This window comes from Leucothrix pacifica, from assembly GCF_003172875.1.
Classification (GTDB): domain Bacteria; phylum Pseudomonadota; class Gammaproteobacteria; order Thiotrichales; family Thiotrichaceae; genus Leucothrix; species Leucothrix pacifica.
The window spans coordinates 49,734-66,362 of sequence record NZ_QGKM01000076.1 but is presented as its reverse complement, the minus strand read 5'-3'; the positions used below and the strand labels follow the sequence as shown (position 1 = coordinate 66,362).

The 16,629-nt window shown below is 45.5% G+C and carries 15 protein-coding genes; 5 read left to right on the top strand and 10 right to left on the bottom strand.

All coding sequences use genetic code 11. The features are described 5' to 3' along the window. Positions 1-200: 200 nt before the first annotated feature. The 4 genes from DKW60_RS19560 to DKW60_RS19545 all read right to left on the bottom strand — a co-directional run bounded on the left by DKW60_RS19560 (position 201) and on the right by DKW60_RS19545 (position 3,942). Positions 201-1,079 (bottom strand): porin, encoded by an 879-nt coding sequence (locus DKW60_RS19560; protein ID WP_281271871.1) that lies wholly within the window; start codon positions 1,077-1,079, stop codon positions 201-203. A 343-nt stretch (positions 1,080-1,422) separates the two neighbouring features. After that, on the bottom strand, positions 1,423-2,763 hold the full coding sequence (locus DKW60_RS19555; RefSeq protein ID WP_181389806.1) for a heavy metal sensor histidine kinase: 1,341 nt from the start codon (positions 2,761-2,763) through the stop codon (positions 1,423-1,425). Positions 2,764-2,783: 20 nt separating this feature from the next. Beyond that, positions 2,784-3,476: a heavy metal response regulator transcription factor gene (locus DKW60_RS19550; RefSeq protein WP_109839356.1), complete on the bottom strand. Its 693-nt coding sequence runs from the start codon at positions 3,474-3,476 to the stop codon at positions 2,784-2,786. Between the two features lie 106 nt (positions 3,477-3,582). Then, positions 3,583-3,942, bottom strand: coding sequence for a DUF3316 domain-containing protein (locus DKW60_RS19545; RefSeq protein ID WP_109839355.1), 360 nt, complete (start codon positions 3,940-3,942; stop codon positions 3,583-3,585). A 213-nt stretch (positions 3,943-4,155) separates the two neighbouring features. On the opposite strand from DKW60_RS19545, the gene DKW60_RS19540 reads away from it, so the two are divergent. Next, entirely contained in the window at positions 4,156-4,698 is a 543-nt protein-coding gene (locus tag DKW60_RS19540; protein ID WP_109839354.1) for a GNAT family N-acetyltransferase, read from the top strand. Positions 4,699-4,747: 49 nt separating this feature from the next. On the opposite strand, the gene DKW60_RS19535 is transcribed toward DKW60_RS19540, so the two are convergent. From DKW60_RS19535 to DKW60_RS19515, 5 genes are all read right to left on the bottom strand, one after another. Beyond that, entirely contained in the window at positions 4,748-5,401 is a 654-nt protein-coding gene (locus DKW60_RS19535; RefSeq protein ID WP_109839353.1) for an HAD family hydrolase, read from the bottom strand. Between the two features lie 31 nt (positions 5,402-5,432). Beyond that, complete coding sequence (locus tag DKW60_RS19530; RefSeq protein ID WP_109839352.1) at positions 5,433-6,308, bottom strand: Dyp-type peroxidase; 876 nt, start codon at positions 6,306-6,308, stop codon at positions 5,433-5,435. Positions 6,309-6,401: 93 nt separating this feature from the next. Then, entirely contained in the window at positions 6,402-6,893 is a 492-nt protein-coding gene (locus DKW60_RS19525) for a TIGR02444 family protein (protein WP_109839351.1), read from the bottom strand. Positions 6,894-6,988: 95 nt separating this feature from the next. Further along, positions 6,989-7,780, bottom strand: a complete 792-nt coding sequence (locus DKW60_RS19520) for a sialate O-acetylesterase (protein WP_109839350.1) — start codon at positions 7,778-7,780, stop codon at positions 6,989-6,991. A 180-nt stretch (positions 7,781-7,960) separates the two neighbouring features. Further along, on the bottom strand, positions 7,961-8,695 hold the full coding sequence (locus tag DKW60_RS19515; RefSeq protein WP_109839349.1) for a sialate O-acetylesterase: 735 nt from the start codon (positions 8,693-8,695) through the stop codon (positions 7,961-7,963). 219 nt (positions 8,696-8,914) lie between these two features. Between DKW60_RS19515 and DKW60_RS19510 the strand changes: the two genes are divergently transcribed. Together DKW60_RS19510 and DKW60_RS19505 are read left to right on the top strand one after the other, a co-directional pair. Next, complete coding sequence (locus DKW60_RS19510) at positions 8,915-9,439, top strand: hypothetical protein (protein ID WP_109839348.1); 525 nt, start codon at positions 8,915-8,917, stop codon at positions 9,437-9,439. Between the two features lie 40 nt (positions 9,440-9,479). Beyond that, positions 9,480-10,232, top strand: coding sequence for a glycerophosphodiester phosphodiesterase (locus tag DKW60_RS19505; protein WP_109839347.1), 753 nt, complete (start codon positions 9,480-9,482; stop codon positions 10,230-10,232). On the opposite strand, the gene DKW60_RS19500 is transcribed toward DKW60_RS19505, so the two are convergent. Next, positions 10,229-11,227 carry a GGDEF domain-containing protein gene (locus tag DKW60_RS19500; protein WP_181389805.1) on the bottom strand — a complete coding sequence of 333 codons (999 nt, stop codon included), beginning with the start codon at positions 11,225-11,227 and terminating at the stop codon, positions 10,229-10,231. The two genes, DKW60_RS19505 and DKW60_RS19500, sit on opposite strands and share 4 nt — an antisense overlap. Before the next feature lie 125 nt (positions 11,228-11,352). Here DKW60_RS19500 and recB point away from each other — a divergent pair, with 125 nt between their 5' ends. Both recB and recD read left to right on the top strand, forming a co-directional pair. Then, the gene (recB, locus tag DKW60_RS19495; protein ID WP_181389804.1) at positions 11,353-14,979 is read left to right on the top strand and encodes an exodeoxyribonuclease V subunit beta; all 3,627 of its coding nucleotides are present in this window, start codon (positions 11,353-11,355) and stop codon (positions 14,977-14,979) included. Then, positions 14,976-16,622 (top strand): exodeoxyribonuclease V subunit alpha, encoded by a 1,647-nt coding sequence (gene recD / locus DKW60_RS19490; protein ID WP_109839344.1) that lies wholly within the window; start codon positions 14,976-14,978, stop codon positions 16,620-16,622. Before recB ends, recD begins: the two co-directional genes overlap by 4 nt. The last annotated feature ends 7 nt before the right edge of the window (positions 16,623-16,629 follow it).

The window sequence follows — 16,629 nt, the reverse complement described above, 5'->3', positions numbered from 1 at the left end:
AATGATGCGAGTTTTTTACTCTAGTGCCAATGGCTGTTTACTAAACGGCAACAGGCCCTAGATTTACAGGCTCTGAAATAAAGCTCAATCTGCATCAAATACAAAAATGGCCGGTAAGTTATTACCAGCCATCCCGACCTTAAAGATGCAATCAGGGGAGGAGTTGCTTAAAAAAGTCTGTACTGCAGCTTGTCTAATGATTAGAACTTAACTTGCATACCTGCCAGGTAACCTAAATCAGTATTGTCTACATCATTGTCACCAATCTCAGCGAATAAGTTAACATTGCTGTGTAGCTTGTGTGTAGCGTTCAGGTACCACTGTGTAACGTCATCCTGACCATCTTCATCAATTAGCGTCGCACCAACTGCACCTGTTGTTTTGCCACGAATTGGGAATGACACAGCAGCGTTTGTGTAGTCAGCGTCGTCATTAGTACTGTAGTCAAAACCAACGTTAGTTGGACCTACGTCGAATGATGCCATGATACCTGAGGTCTCAAGACGCTCCGCACCCGCTTGCGCTTGTAAAGTCTGGTATGCAATGCCTACTTCAGCAGGGCCAAATTTAGTCGTCAGCATTAGGTCGGTAGCTTCTTCATCCCCACTGTCCTGAAACTCATGTGACAGTGTTGCGCCAAAGCGTGCGCCTTCGTAGCCAAGCTTAAGTGTGTCATTACCACCTGTTGTGCCGAATGCAGTACCGCCATTCATTTCGTAGGCTTTCTCTACACCGAAGTTATCACTTCCCCAGTATTGACGACCCAGAGAGGTAGTGAACGCGCCTTTAGACAAACCAACGTATGCTTCGTCGATGATTTCATCACCGTCTTCACTGAGGCCATCGCCTTGACCGTTCCAATCCAGATCAAGCTGACCGAATGCAGTCATACCATTACCAAGGTTGTACTTAGCACCAAATTTTAGTTCCAGATCATCATAATCAACGTCGTGATCTGCATCATCACCGATTGCTTGATAAATCTGTACCTGATAATCACCTTCGACTGATAGCGTCAGATCATCTTTTTCATAAACGTTTGCTGCTGTGGCAACAGATGAAGCTGTCAGACCTGCAATTGCTGTAGCTAGAATAAGTTTTTCATTTTTTTACACTCGCACTAATTTAAGAATATCGACTACCAAACTTCATCATCTAAAGTCTGATAACTTTTTAAAAAACAGCTTGGGCGAGGAGGAGGAAAACGCCCAAACTGTAAAACAATCGTGCTGTCGAGAGAGAACTAGCCTTTGTTGTAAAATGGCTACAAACAACACATGGCTGAAGTATAGGAAGATATGCCTTGCAGGTATCTGACGTCTCCATGACATTGCTGTCAGAATATGTGAATGTATATATTACGCAGGAATCTAAATAAAAAAGCCCGGTTAGTGCTCTCGCAAACCGGGCTTTCAGATCAGCTTAAGATGTGCTGTTCGGGGGCGGGAAAAGTATTTCAAAAGTAGTTAGTCCGTCCTTAGATGTGACAGAGATAACACCGTGATATGTTTCAATGATTGACTTGGTAATGGCCAATCCAAGTCCGGCACCTGTCGTACTATCATTCTCGCGAGAGCAGTCACCACGGTAGAAACGGTCGAAAATAAAGGGCAATGTGGACTCGGAAATAGTATCGCCAATATTTGAAATTGAGATGCCCAATGACTTATTCGGATGCGTTATCTTGACACAAATCTGCGTGTTCTCATGAGCGTGGCGGATTGCATTTGACAGCAAATTGTTCATGGCTCGTTGGAACATATGTTTGTCAATATATAGCTCACCTTCGCCTGTAAACTCGATGACGATCTCTTTGTCTTCAGCAATGATATTGTGGTACTCAATTAGCTGAGACATTTCCTTGGCAAGGTCCAAAGTTTCGTTGTTTTTATACAATAATGAGTTCTCGGCTTTGGCTAAATACAGCGTGTCATTAATCGTTTTGGTGATGCGTTCCAGCTCTTCAAGATTTGATCCCAGAATGTCACGATATTCATCAGGACTTCTGTCATTAGCCAGACTCACTTGCATCTGCGTTGTCATGTTAGTTAACGGTGTACGCAACTCATGGGCAATATCTGTCGAAAAGTCACTGAGCCGTTGAAAGCCGAGATCCAGTCTATCCAGCATTGAGTTTTGTACTTCGGCTAAGTTCTCAAGTTCTTCAGGCAACTCATCCTTTGGTACCCGGATGTCGAGACGCCCGGGTCTGATGCGTGCTAAATAGCCTTCCAGTTTCTTAAGTGGCTTGAGTCCGTTGTTTACAATGACGGCACTGTAAATACCCGCCAAAAGACTGACAATAGTTGTGAACCAGAACATGAGTGTACCAACCGCTTCGAAGAACTCGATGTGGTGGTTAACGTTCAGTCCAAGAACCAAAGTGTTTTCTTTGTTAACAAAAAAGGACGATGACAAGTAGTGATTGCCTTCAAGCTCCCACATGCTTGTGTACTCATCCCCGTCATTCTTCAGGAAGAAGTTATTCGACTCGATGGGTAAAAGGATAGGCGAGTTTTGGTAAGTCACTTTATTGTCAGTGAGATTCCATATATTTATTAACGCCTTCCCAAAGTGCTTAACCGCTTTTGGATCAGTGTAATCAAGTGACGACTTTTCATTTAAGCCATTGAATTTATTTTCGATGTGCGCAGACTCTGAGTCATAAAAGTAAGACTTAGTCATTTTTTGTGCAACGGCACTCAGAATCAAGTGAACAGCCACAGTGGTACCAAGGAACATAAGTACCAACTTTCGTCGCATTGAGGGCTTTCGGCTAAATATCATGAGTCACTTGCTTCAAATTTGTATCCCATACCTCTGACAGTATGTATGAGTGCTTGGTTATAAGGCTTATCGACTTTACTGCGTAATCGTTTTACTGCAACGTCAATCACATTCGTATCGCTGTCAAAGTTCATGTCCCAGACTAGTGAGGCGATAGTGGTACGTGAGAGCACTTGTCCTGCTTTTCGCATAAATAACTCAAGTAACAGAAATTCTTTAGCCGTTAAGGGAATAGACTTACCTTGTCTGGTTGCTGTGCGCTTTAGCAGATCAAGTTCAAGGTCGGCAATGACAATCGTGTTAGCGTTGCTACCAACAGACTGAGCAGTGCTAGGTACCCGAAGGGCGTTGTGAACGCGTGCCAATAACTCCGCAAAGGCATAAGGCTTAACTAAATAATCATTTGCGCCAAGTTCAAGGCCCTTTACACGATCCTCGATCTGATCTTTAGCCGTTAACATGATAATCGGCGTGCTGATTTCGCTACTTCTTAGCGTTTGTAAAACCTGCCAGCCGTTGAGCTTGGGAAGCATAATGTCGAGTACAATCAGGTCATATTCTTCACTGGTTGCATGGTACAAACCATCCACACCGTCTTGACAAAGGTCGACAGTGTAGCCGGATTCAGTCAGGCCTTTCTTCAGGTATTCGCCTGCTTTGACCTCGTCTTCTATGACCAGTAATTTCATAGTATTTGTACCATCCCAAGAGCTCATGTTGAGCGTATGTTACATCAAAATTTGATATAGATTTAATAGTTTAATGACCAAGCGATTACGACTAATGCACGCCTAATCAATCATCGTATTCATGAGGAACGAAGGAGACATCCACTTTAACAACGCCAACATAGCTAAGTTCTCTGTCGATGCCCATTCTTTCCTGTATTGACACTGAACCTTCATCGATAATGTGCAGCGTATTGGCTTCAACCACACCGACCTCGTCGATCAGCATTTGTTCCAGTTCAGAGGTTGTACTGTCATGCAGCTTAGCCAGCCTGGTTTTTCCTAGCTGATAAGCTTGTTCAACCGTCGGTGCTGCTTCGGTAGTAATTGATCTCGTCACTGTTTGCTGGAATGAATAAAATGCAGATACGCTGACATCCAATAGAAGCACCAATAGGATTATGATTGTCTGTAAAGTCTTCATCATCGTATTCTCTATTCATTGCCTATCATATGCCCTAGTATGTAATTTACACGCTGACACCAGACTTTCAGTTAAATGACATTTTTGCAATGTTTCATGAGGTTTTATTTCTTATTGTTTTTAAAGCGGTTTTTTAGCGCGCCAATGATAATCTGGCCGCATTAATAGAGATTGGTTAACGAGTGAACTCAGATAATCTAAAGGTAGGAAAAACGGATGAATAATCAAGAACAACCCAGCCTGAAGACGACCGGTTACTATTTACGTCCTTTTAGAGCAGATGATGCTGATACCGTGCAGTTGTTGGCAGCGGACAAGCGAATTTCTGAGATGGTTTCCAATATTCCACATCCTTATCCAGAAGGGGCAGCTTTAGCGTGGATAAATAGTCATCGTCCGGCATGGGACGAAAGGTCACAGGCGAGTTTTGCGATTGTTGATAAGGCTAACCATCAGTTGCTTGGGGCTATTGGCTTGAGCATTAAGCCTGCAGACAATGGCCTCACAGAAGCTGAGGTAGGGTATTGGTTGGGAGTGGAATACTGGGGCAGGGGGATTGTTTCAGAAGCTTGTCAGCGCATCGTTAAGTTTGGCTTAGATGAGCTTGCTTTGGATAGGATTTGTGCGCGAAGACTGAGTGCCAATCCTGCTTCTGGCCGTGTGCTTGAAAAAGCAGGCTTTCGTCATACTGGCACCGCTGAAGGAAGCTGTGGCGATAAGTTTACAAGCCTGGATTATTACGAGATTTTAAAATCCTAGCTCTGGCACTGTTGCTTGTGCTCTGTTGACGATATGGTCTTGAGCAAGCTCAGTCTGCAAATGTTTGATTTAGCCATGCCGATAAATCTTCATTTGGTTTCACCAAAATAGCGCCATCCGGACAGTGTTCAACCAATTCTTCCGTTTCAGGATGAAACACTGTAGTTATTCCCGCAGCTAGACCGGCTTTTGCACCGGTGACGCTATCTTCAATGACCAGACAGTCAGAGGGATCTACCGATAAAGCCTTGGCCGCAGCCAGATAACCATCAGGTGCAGGTTTGCCATTGGTCACGTCATTACGACTTACCGTAACGTCGAAGAAGTTTGCTAACTGCGTTACATCAAGGTTTAACGTCACCTCATCTCGCGTCGAGTTAGACACGAGAGCCATCGGAATGCCTTTATCGGCAAATGTCTCAAGGATCTTCTGACTATTTTTGAGCGGCGTAATGCCAGAAGCACTTTGCTGGTAGTGCTTCCACTTCACATCCCGCCACTCATCCAGTGTCAACGGCAACCCGGTCACTTCAACGACTTTCTGATGTACTTCAACAAAGCTAGACCCCAGTAAGGAGTCATGTGTGCCATGGGGGATACTCACGCCGAGTGACTCGATGGCATCATGAAATGCTTGTTCATGGGCAGGTTCACTGTCAATCAGTGTTCCATCCATGTCCCATAAAATAGCGTTGTATGTCATAAGGTTACCGAAATAGTATTAAGTGAATGTCTTAAAGCACTGCGGCTAGATTTAATTGTCCGTCTTTGACCGGAGGACACCAAAAGTAACTACCGGAAATGGGGCGGGTAAAGCTAAATAGCCCGTCAATAATGCCGTCATCGGCACCAATCATGCGATTAAGGAGGGCTTCAAAGGCATCGAATGATTTACCGAAAGCAACAAAAACCAAGCCTTCTTTAGATTCATTGGCCCATGGCATAGAGCGGCGAACTACAAACGCCTCCGGTTCAAAATCTTCTTGGGCAGTGCGTTTTACATGGGCAGATTCAGGGGCATCATCCAATTCTTCATTACTTTCCTGATCACGTCCAAACGTATGGTTTTGCTCGGTGTGAGACATTGCCTGAAACTTATCCAGGTCATGTACCCACGTTTGTACAGCGACAAAACTTGATCCATCTAATTCATCCTGATCCGACGCAAGCAGAGCAGCAGCCAGGCCGTCATCACCTTGCGGGTTTTCAGTGCCGTCTTCGTAGCCGGTTAAATCACGGCATTTATCGTACTTGAAAGCGTCGGTAGTGTGGTCGATATCAAATGCATCTGCCAGTAACTGTCGGACGGTGCGTGCTTTGTGTAACAGATCCCCACGATCTGTTCCGCGAATCCAGCACCATAGCGCATGCGGTGTGGTTGGGATTTCGATGCCTTTGCCCATAAACTCAGGCATTTTATGCATGCCATCAATATTTGCATTAAGTGCCATTAATAACGACTGTCCAAGCCCAACCACAATGTCATTATCGACCGCAATTTCTGCCAGTGCAGAGAGTGATGCACGAGGGTCAGCGCCCGGCTTCAGACGAAAATATTGATAACGTGCTAATACCGGGATCTCATCGATAATGCCGAACTGATGCTTCATAGGTGATGCCTCAATGTTTTTAATGAATGTGGCTAGGGTATCAAACAAGATTGGCTAGAGTCGTTTTTTTTGATCGATTATGAGATTTTTTTGTCAGGCGTTGTTGCAGAAATGATTGAGCAGCGTTTGTATACTTTTTTCCTTGCCCTTTATCCCTAACATTTGCGCGTATTTTATTAGATTTGAATGCGCTGCTGAGTCTGGTGTGGCATCACTGAAATCGACTTGAAGCGATTCGAGGAGGCTTTGCTGGAGCTTCTCAGCCTCTAGTTCAGTTGCCATGAGTTGTGTCTTAAAAGAGTTGACAGCATCACCATCTGGGTGCATCTCAGTTTTTTTTAAATTAGTGCGCGCTGCCCTAATGGGCTTGATGACATTGTCTCGCCAAGGACTCACTGTTTGAATGATGCGGTGTATTTCATTGTCGCTAATGCGCTGGCGTTGACTGGCAAGGTATAGCATATACAAAACAATATTCACGTCAGCATCGACGGTGTTTTGTAGATTCAGGCAGGCGTTCCTGACATCAGTCTGTTGATAAAAGGATAAAGAAAACGCCCAAAAACCGGAGGGTATATCATTCATAAACTGTCATGAAAACCTAAAGAAATGATGTGCGGCTATGAAAATGCCTGCAATACCATGAGAGTACTACAGGCACTGTGGTGAGTCAGATTATTCTAGCGAAACAGCGCTAAAATTTCTGATCTCAGGTTTCTGCGTATCGGTTGCAGCGCCCGGTTGGAGTGAATATAAGTCGCGGCGAAACGTCTGCCTAACTCAAGTTGACCCTGTGCACTGTAGTGGATGTTGTCGATGTTTTTATGTAGTCCGTGCGTGGTGATTAACAGTGTGTTATTCACTTGCGTGTCAACGACGCGTTGATTCAACTGTACTTCTTGCACCATTGGATAACCACTGCCTTGTGGATTGATCTGACCCATAATAAACAGGCTGGATGGGGAACGAAGATCTCTCCTGAGGCTATGGATGAAGCGACTCAGACGGTTTGCATAACGAGTTGCCCGGTAGCTGTTTCTGGCATCACTTTCTCCCTGCATCCAAAACACGGCATCGATTCTGGGCGTGCGGTCAAAAGAGATGTTAATTTGCCGCAGCATGGCACGGTAATAATGTTCGCCGGGTAGCCATTGCCGGATATGACTGCCAGTGGCGGCGAATTTAATAATGATGTGTTCATCATCAGGAAAGGCGCGTGAGACGAGATGGGCAAAGCTCACCTCAGGCCCGAAGCGACTGTCACGGGCAAGAGGGCGCTGTCGCCCTTGGTAGATAAAGGTCACATTTGCCGGGGTATGGCGGTAACCAGCAGGAAGTTGACTCGTATTGGCGAGCCCCATCATGTTGGATTGTCCCGCCATCAGGTAGACACGTTGTCCAGCCCAGCCAGCGCTGAAAGAAATGCTAGCAAGCAGTAGCAGTAGCAGAGAGAGGTATTTTTTTATTGTCATGGCTTAAATCCTTTTTAGCTATGAAGGTTTTAAAAGCCGTGCGTCAGTTTTTTGTACTATTTTTTCTAGTGATATTATCTGACGGTGCTTTAACGGGGGTACTATCAAAAGCTCAGACCGTTAAAGAATATTTTAATTCAAATCAATATCTTACTGGGTAGTCATTGCCCTGTTTTATGACTAGCGGGCACGTTTGATATAAGCTTCAGCAAAGCGCTTGCCCAGCTCCATTTGCCCCTGTGCACTGTAGTGAATATGGTCATAAATTTTACCCAGGCCTTTAGCGGGGGTCAGCACCGTATTAGTGACTTGTGACTGCACTTGCTTTTGTTTTTGTTGTACCACCTTGACCAGTGGGAAGTCTTTACCTTTGGGATTTATCTCCCCCATTACAAATAGACTATGCGGAGACTTCAGATCGCGCCGAAGGCTATGAATAAATTGACTCAGACGCTGGGCATATTTGCTGGCGCGACCTGAGTTTAGTGCGTCACTTTCACCTTGCATCCATATGATGGCGTTGATCTTTGGATTCGGCTGCTTAATAGAGAAGCCCACTTGTCTTAGCATACCTTTATACAGATCTTGTCCTGGCATCCATTGTTGGATGTGACTACCTGTTGCGGCAAACTTCACAATGATGTGTTTATCATGAGGAAAGGCCCGTGCCACATGGTGCGCAAAACTCACTTCCGGACCAAACTTGGAGTACTGTGCCAATTTGCGTGGTCGTCCCTGATAGTAGAAGGTGACGTTTGACGGTGTTTTTTTGTAAGCCGGAGGTAGGTAGTAACTTTTAGCTAATCCCATCATATTGGACTGTCCGGCCAGTAGGTAAATGCGCTCACCAGCATTCACGGCATTGGTTGTCATTATTAAAATAAGCACGCCAATCAGTTGGTAGGCAATTTTCATAATCATTCCTTAAAATTTTAAACGCAGAGTAACGGTTGGCCGAATCTAGTACAAGCCTGTTTATTAGACAAAAAAGTGATGGAGAAGTGTGCAGGTATTTCAGCTGTTAGCTTCTAAGACATCTTGATGTGGTGTTGATTGCAATACTGTCTTAAATTAATTGATCTGAAATCCCTGACTAAACGTAGATTACTTAAAATCTTAAGAGGGTAGCTAATAATGTATTTGACTCAATTATTACGTAGTTTATGGGTACTGGTGTTCTCACTAGTGCTTGGTGTGACAAGTCTGGCGCAGGCGAATGAAGACAAGGTAAATCAGGTCTTAGCCATGGAGAACGCTCCTGAGGGTGTTGTTTTTGAGGTAGTGTCAGGTAATAAAGATTATCTCAAGTCTGCTTTGGATCGTTTTGAAGTCTATCAGAAACAATTGAAGGAAAAGTTTCCGGAGATAGAACTGGCGATTGTTTCTCATGGCAGAGAGCAGTTTTCATTAACCAAACAAAATCAGATGACATTTAAAGGTACACACGAACAAGTTCAGCGAATTACTGATAGTGATGTGCCGGTACATATCTGTGAGACTCATGCGAGTTGGTACGATATCTCTGCGGAAGATTTTCCGGACTACGTGAGTGTCTCGGCACAGGCGCCACAGCAGATTCGTGATTATCAGGAGCTGGGCTTTCTATTGATTGTTCTGTATGACAGGTTCGTACTCAAGATTGACACGATGCTTGTGTAAATACGCTATGCTTAAGACTCTGCAATAGCGAGTATGTCTAATGAAACAATTGCTTCTGAGTTGTCTGCTTCTACTCCCATTATTAGCGAATGCGAATCCATCCGCTAATGGTGTGCTCGATATTGCCCACAGGGGCTATGCGGCGATGAATCCGGAATCCACACTGCAAGCATTTCAATATGCCATTGACAGTGGGGCTGACGGGCTAGAGTTGGACATTCGTCAGAGTGCAGACAATGTGTTGCTGGTGACGCACGAGCCTGTGATCGCTGAAATCGGTAGTCAGCGCGTTGAAAATACCCAGTCGAAGCAAGCGTTTCTTAAGAGTAATATACCTTCTCTGGAAGAGGTCATCATTCTGGCCAAACAGTACCGCATACCTCTGTGGATTGAGATCAAACAGAGTCATTTGTATCCCGGTATTACGCAACGCCTGATTGCATTATTGAATCAATACGATTATCTGAACAATGTGGTGATTCAGAGTTTTAATCATCAGGATTTGCTGGCGGTATATCAGATGAATCCGAATATTCCATTGCTGGCCTTGTTCACAAATAACTTCGATATGTCCCGGCTACCTACGTTTGTGGAGTTAGTCGGCTTGCCGATTACCCCTCGCTATGCAGATCCTGCCCTGATTGCGGCACTTCACTCTGTTGGCAAAGGGGTGATTTTCTGGCGACAGAATGCAGCATCGGAAAGAGGGGATATCATCAGGCGATTTATTGAGATCGGAGCGGATGGCTTTATGTTGGACAGGCCGTTAGACGAAGTCCTCAGCTCACCTTAGGCGGCAACAGCTAACTCAGTTCCAGCGTTGCTCGCGACACACACCTTATTGCGACCACTGCGCTTTGCTTCATAAAGAGCATCATCAGCTGACTTTAGCCATGCATCTGCTGAGAGGTTATGTTTTAGTTCGGCCACGCCAAGTGAAATGGTGATGCTGCGTTTCTCAAAAATGTTGCCCATTTCCACGCGCTCACGAATGCCCTCTGCAAGTGTTTTGGCTTCCTGAAGGTTGGCATTATCAACCAGAATAACAAACTCCTCTCCACCATAACGGAATAAGCTATCTGACAAGCGAATATTTGACCGGATAAGTCTGGCAATTCGTATCAGTATTTCATCGCCCGTACTGTGTCCATAGGTATCGTTGATGTCTTTAAAATGATCCAGATCCAGAATAATTAATGACTTATTAAACGAGTGATTACGTTTCAGTTTATTGATCGCAATCAGCATGTTTTCATCAAGTGCGCGTCGATTGAGTGCGCCTGTTAGTGCATCTCGCTCTGCAAGCTGAGATAACTGCTGGTTATGATTTAAGTTAGCGACTGTAAATATGTAAGCGAAAAATGACTGTATTGTAAATGCACTGTAAAACACCAAAACCTGATGTAAGTCTGCCCTGGGATATATGGCGGGGAATGCAAAGAATACCGCTAACAAATTAAGCACTGACGCCGAGCGATGATCAACGATGCTGTAACAAGCCAGACTGATGGGGAACAGCCAATACGCAACCGCCGGATTTTTGACATGGAGAATGACAACGATGGTAGTCAAAGAGAATAGGGATACTAAAAAACCGGGCACTAAGGTTTTTCCGGTATGCCAGACATAGACGGACACTGAACCAACACCAATGGCAAGTAGTGTCTCGAGTGCAGCGATCAGGTAATCACCACTTAAAAAACGGTACACTGTAATAGGAACTAGTGCCAGGAGTCCAAGTAATGAACCGTAGAGCAAAATTTTCTCTTTATAGCTGCGATTTTCCAACGTCATTAGCCTTTTTATTTAATCTTATGATTGGGTTGCTGAACCTTATCTTTATTTAAAAAGCACTTGCCGATTATCCGATATGTGGTATCAATATGGCCTCGCTGACTTCCAAAGAATCGCCCATGTCCCAATTTGAGCTCCAGCCATTGCCGTTTGATGCTTTTAACACTGAGCTTGAGACGGGCATAAACCTGATCGAGGCCAGCGCGGGAACCGGAAAAACCTTTTCGATTGCCATGTTGGTGTTGCGCTTTGTGGTGGAGCAGCAATTGCCCATTGAGAAAGTGCTGGTCGTGACGTTTACCAAGGCGGCGACTCAGGAATTGCGTACGCGTATTCGTATGCGATTGCAGGACTTAAAGCGATTTATCACAGACCCGGATAACCCGCTAAATAAAGAGCAAGACCCAGCCTTTACAGCGTGGGCGAATCAGTTGGAGGATAAGCAGCAGGTAGCAGAACGTGTCGCAACCGCCTTAGCGTCTATTGATAACGCATCCATCTTCACGATTCACAGCTTTTGTCAGCGTATGCTTCGTCAATATGCCTTAGAGAGCGGGCAATTGTTTGATGCTGAGTTGAGCAGTAGTGTGGATCACTTAAAGTTATCGCTGGCGGAGGATTATTGGCGACGACAGTTGTATGTGGCCGATGCACAGAAAGTATCTATCTGTACTGCACAATACAAAACACCGGCGGCGTTGCTAAGCAGCATTCGGTCCATTAAAGAGGGGATGCAAACATATCCGTCTGATTTGGATTTAGATAAGTTATTTGTTGGTATTCGCTCAGATATCGAAGCCTTACGTGGCTTTGAGCAGTCTGTGATTCAGCCATTGATGGAATTGGTAACTTCGTTTGCGGACATTTTTAAAGCCGGGGTTGCTGAGCGATTGGCTATGGCAAGCGATGACGTCGTGACATGGCTTAGCAATCCAGAAGGGGCGGCGCCAACCACTAGTCTTCAGATTTTTTCATACGACTCATTAGTGGCGTCACTACACGGTAATAAATTCAGAAAAAAAGGCGGCCTCACGTCAGAGGAAAGAAAACAGGCGTTTTTTGCCGACATTGGTATCACACAAACTAATGATTTAGACGCTTTGTTAGAAAAACTGGATCAGGTTGGTTTAGCGTTTCGCTTAGGGTTGCTGGCTTATCTTGAGGAGCACTTGCAATCCAGTCAGTCCACGCAAAAAGTATTGTCGTTTAACGACTTAATTATTCGTCTGGCACGGGTGTTAGAGGCGGATGGTGGCGAGTTATTACAGGCTGCGTTAAGAAGACAGTTCGCGGTTGCTTTAATTGATGAGTTTCAGGATACGGATCAACAACAGTGGAATATTTTTTCAACTGTCTACGCCACACCTCAGCACTATCTGTACCTTATTGGTGATCCCAAGCAGGCGATCTATAAATTCCGCGGTGCCGATATTTACTCTTACCTCTCCGCAAAGCACGCAGCGCAACGTGCCTATACACTGGAAACAAACTTTCGCTCTCACCCGAAGCTGGTTAACTCGGTCAATCAATTGTTTGCTGGCATCGACAAGCCTTTTTTGCTGGAGGATATTCCCTATTATCCGGTAAAAGCAGGCAACACTACCGACAAGTTGTGGTGGCATGGTGAGACTGCACATACCATGGTGCTGTGGATGCTGGAAGACTTTCCGGGTAAGCCTGACGGCTATTGGACTTCCGGTTTTGCTAAAGAAGCAATTCGTATACAAGTGGTCAATGAGATTGTGCGCTTGTTGGATGAGAACAACGGTGCGGGCAAGGGGGATTCCGCCAGCGATACGGTGCCATTGGAGCCACAAGATATTGCTATTTTAGTGCGCGGCAATGAAGAGGCAGCCACTTATCAACGCTATTTACAAGCAGTAGGTATTCCCGCAGTACTTAACAGCAAGCACTCAGTGTTTGAGAGTGAGGAGGCGGTCAATCTACTCCACTTATTACATGCCTTATTACAACCCGCAAACTTACAACGCGTGCGACAGGCACTGACATTACCTTGGTTTGGCTTAGATGGGCAGGCTTATGATGCTGTGTGTCGGGATGATATGAAGCTGCAAGAATATGTGAGTGATTTTCAGCTTTTTCAGCAGCAATGGCAGCAAAAAGGTTTGATGGCCATGATGCGGGCTTTAATGTCCAGGCATCAAGTATTGCAGAATCTAAGTAGGTTGGAACAACCGGAACGTCGCATTACCAACCTCAATCATATGCTGGAGCTGTTACAGCAGGCGGCAAGCGATGAACGATTGGATATGCACAAAACAGTGCAATGGCTCAATCTGGCACTACAAGGCGAACAAACCAGTGATGGTCAGGAGCTTCGTCTGGAGCAGGATGAAGCTGCTGTTAGTATCGTTACGATTCACAGTGCTAAGGGCTTGGAATATCCCGTCGTTTTTTGCCCTGAGTTATGGGGTGAGAAGGATGCCGGACAAAAACCGACTGGCGACAAGGTAGTGATCTGTCATGAGGGTGATCAGCTCATTGCTGATTTGGGTACGACCAAGCAAATGGAGCGTTTTGAGCAGGCTAAATTTGAACAGCGAGCGGAAGATTTGCGTTTGTTATACGTCTCAGTGACCCGCGCTGCGGCACGTTGCTATATGCCATGGGCGACTGTGAGATCCGCTAAGAGGGACAATAATTCTGCTTTTGCCTACTTGCTAAAACCGCATAGTCCTGAGGAAAATTGGCTGGATAAGCTAAAAGGCTTGAGTGAATCAGCTGATTGTTTTGAATTCGCCATAATCCCGGCAGAGGATGAATTATTACGTGCTGATGTAAAGGGCGCTGAGGCAGGAAGCTTATTAGCGCGGCAGCAAGAAAAAGAAATAAAACAACGCTGGCAAATGAGTAGTTACTCAGCCTTAGCTTACCTCAGTCATCACACGCAAAATCACGAACTACCGATCGATAAATCTCAGGAACCGGTGGATGTCGAGGACGTTGGCGATCTGGTTGTGGAGCAACCGGAGGAAGCTACCGAAGAGGAAGTCGTTTATCAGCTACCCAAAGGCGCACATACCGGAAACGTGCTGCATGACTTACTGGAACATAACAGTTTTAGCTTTCTGAAGGATCTGGGGAAGCAGAAACCGAAAGATTACGAAAACTACGCCAAGCAACGTGAGCGTAGTTGCTTACGGTATGGATTGTCACTGGATGAAACAGGTGAACAGGCACTGGATGACTTGCTGATCAAATCAGTTACTGCACCATTAGATGCGCACAACTCTCAGTTTACCCTTGCCAGTCTTGAAGACAGCGCATGCCTCAAAGAAATGCCTTTTTATTTTGCGATTAATGACTTGCAGACTCAGGGCTTAAATCGCTTGTTAGCAGAGCAACCAGCCTGCCAGTCTCTGTCGCATCGTGAGCTAAGTGGTCAACTGACAGGCTTTATCGATCTGATTTGTGAGTATGACGGTCGGTATTACGTGATGGATTACAAGTCCAATGCCTTGGATCAGTACGACCACAGCAATATTGAGAAGGCGATGCAGGCACATAATTACGGACTGCAATACTTTTTGTATTCGGTGGTATTACATCATTATCTGGAACAGCGTTTGCCGGACTATCAATATGAGCAACACTTTGGCGGTGTGAAGTATTTATTCTTGCGTGGTATGGATCAAACTCTGCCAATGCAAGGCGTATTTGTTGACCGTCCCTCTTTAGATGTTATTCAGGGGATCAGCGATGTGTTGTCGGGGGTGAATTCATGAGTGCGCCTAATGTTGTGTATTCAAGGTTGGATCAGGCTCTGGCAGAGTTTTTAACAGGGCGCTCTGGTGTATCTGCTGAGCAGCAAACTGACTTTAGACAAATGGTATTGGATTTATCCGCTGCGCAAAGTGCAGGGCACAGTTGTATAACCGTGAATGAATCTCAGCAATCATTGCTATTGAGTTCATCGCTGGTGTCGGCATCTGATAACACGCCACTGATTTTAGAAGGTGATCATCTGTATCTACAACGTTACTGGCGATACGAGTCTCGTCTTGTTGCGAGCATTAGCAAACGCATTGAACGTCAGATCGATAAGCCAGCCGACTTAGATGCGTTGCTGGATAAGTACTTTGGTTCTCAGAATGAGGCAGAGGAAACGGATTGGCAGCGTGAAGCCGCTGCCTGCAGTGCTCAGCAGTCTTTCAGTATAATTACCGGTGGCCCTGGTACCGGGAAAACCACGACCGTGCTCAAGATTCTTGCATTATTGCAGGAGATTCATAATGGTGAGTTATCTATCGCACTGGCAGCACCAACTGGTAAAGCAGCGATGCGCTTGCAGCAGTCATTAATGGAAGGAAAGCAGGGGATGACTGACTTGGGTGATGTCTTACTTGAGTCTATTCCGGATAAGGTCAGTACGTTGCATCGCTTATTGGGGCCTATTAATCAATCCACACAATTCAGACATCACGCCAAAAAGCCTTTGAGCTGCGATATGTTGGTGGTTGATGAGGCGTCCATGATTGATTTGGCGATGATGAGTAAAGTCATTGATGCCTTGCACCCTGATGCCAGATTGATATTGCTGGGTGATCAGGATCAGCTTGCCTCCGTGGAGTCTGGTGCAGCGCTTAGTGACTTGTGTGCCAGCTTACCTCAACACACCTTGCAGCTTAAAAAGACCTGGCGCTTCAGCGGGCCGATTAAGGATATGGCATTGGCGGTGAATCATTGTCAGGCAAAACAAGCGTGGCAGATCCTGCAAGATCCGGCGCAGGATGTGGTGAGCGAGGTGGTAGCCGATCCAGTGGAGCATATGCAGGCACATTATCAAGCGTATATTCAACAAATAAAGCGCAGTGCTGATCCGGAAGCAGCGTTTGCGGAGTTTTCAAAGTTTCAGGTGTTAGCCGCTCTTCGGCAAGGGGCTCATGGCGTTGAAGGATTAAATCAGGCTTTAGAAAAAGGCTTGCAGGGGCAAGGCATTGCGACACATCTGACTTGGTATCATGGCCGGCCGGTGATGATCAACCGTAATGATCCGGCTCTAGGCTTATTCAACGGTGATATCGGTCTGTGCTTGTATGATGCAGAGCGAGATCAAATGCGTGTATGGTTTGAACAAAGTGATGGCTCGTTGAGGCCCGTAATGCCGGGGCGATTGCCAGAACATCAAACGGTCTACGCTATGACAATACATAAAAGTCAGGGCTCAGAATTTACCCATGTGATGATTGTGTTACCGGCTAATAATAATCCATTGTTATCCCGTGAATTACTATACACCGCCATAACACGCGCCAAGCAGAAGGTCGATATCGTGGCTTCACCAGCGATATTTGCTTACACAGTGAATCAGCAGGTACAGCGCCAAAGTGGCTTACAGACTAAAATGCGTTTGATGACGCATCGGTAACATGATG

Bases quoted from the DNA above. Each gene is read 5' to 3' on its own strand.
- DKW60_RS19555 (WP_181389806.1), bottom strand. From the start codon at position 2,763: ATGCGACGAAAGTTGGTACTTATGTTCCTTGGTACCACTGTGGCTGTT.
- DKW60_RS19550 (WP_109839356.1), bottom strand. From the start codon at position 3,476: ATGAAATTACTGGTCATAGAAGACGAGGTCAAAGCAGGCGAATACCTG.
- DKW60_RS19545 (WP_109839355.1), bottom strand. From the start codon at position 3,942: ATGATGAAGACTTTACAGACAATCATAATCCTATTGGTGCTTCTATTG.
- DKW60_RS19540 (WP_109839354.1), top strand. From the start codon at position 4,156: ATGAATAATCAAGAACAACCCAGCCTGAAGACGACCGGTTACTATTTA.
- DKW60_RS19535 (WP_109839353.1), bottom strand. From the start codon at position 5,401: ATGACATACAACGCTATTTTATGGGACATGGATGGAACACTGATTGAC.
- DKW60_RS19530 (WP_109839352.1), bottom strand. From the start codon at position 6,308: ATGAAGCATCAGTTCGGCATTATCGATGAGATCCCGGTATTAGCACGT.
- DKW60_RS19525 (WP_109839351.1), bottom strand. From the start codon at position 6,893: ATGAATGATATACCCTCCGGTTTTTGGGCGTTTTCTTTATCCTTTTAT.
- DKW60_RS19520 (WP_109839350.1), bottom strand. From the start codon at position 7,780: ATGACAATAAAAAAATACCTCTCTCTGCTACTGCTACTGCTTGCTAGC.
- DKW60_RS19515 (WP_109839349.1), bottom strand. From the start codon at position 8,695: ATGAAAATTGCCTACCAACTGATTGGCGTGCTTATTTTAATAATGACA.
- DKW60_RS19510 (WP_109839348.1), top strand. From the start codon at position 8,915: ATGTATTTGACTCAATTATTACGTAGTTTATGGGTACTGGTGTTCTCA.
- DKW60_RS19505 (WP_109839347.1), top strand. From the start codon at position 9,480: ATGAAACAATTGCTTCTGAGTTGTCTGCTTCTACTCCCATTATTAGCG.
- recB (WP_181389804.1), top strand. From the start codon at position 11,353: ATGTCCCAATTTGAGCTCCAGCCATTGCCGTTTGATGCTTTTAACACT.
- recD (WP_109839344.1), top strand. From the start codon at position 14,976: ATGAGTGCGCCTAATGTTGTGTATTCAAGGTTGGATCAGGCTCTGGCA.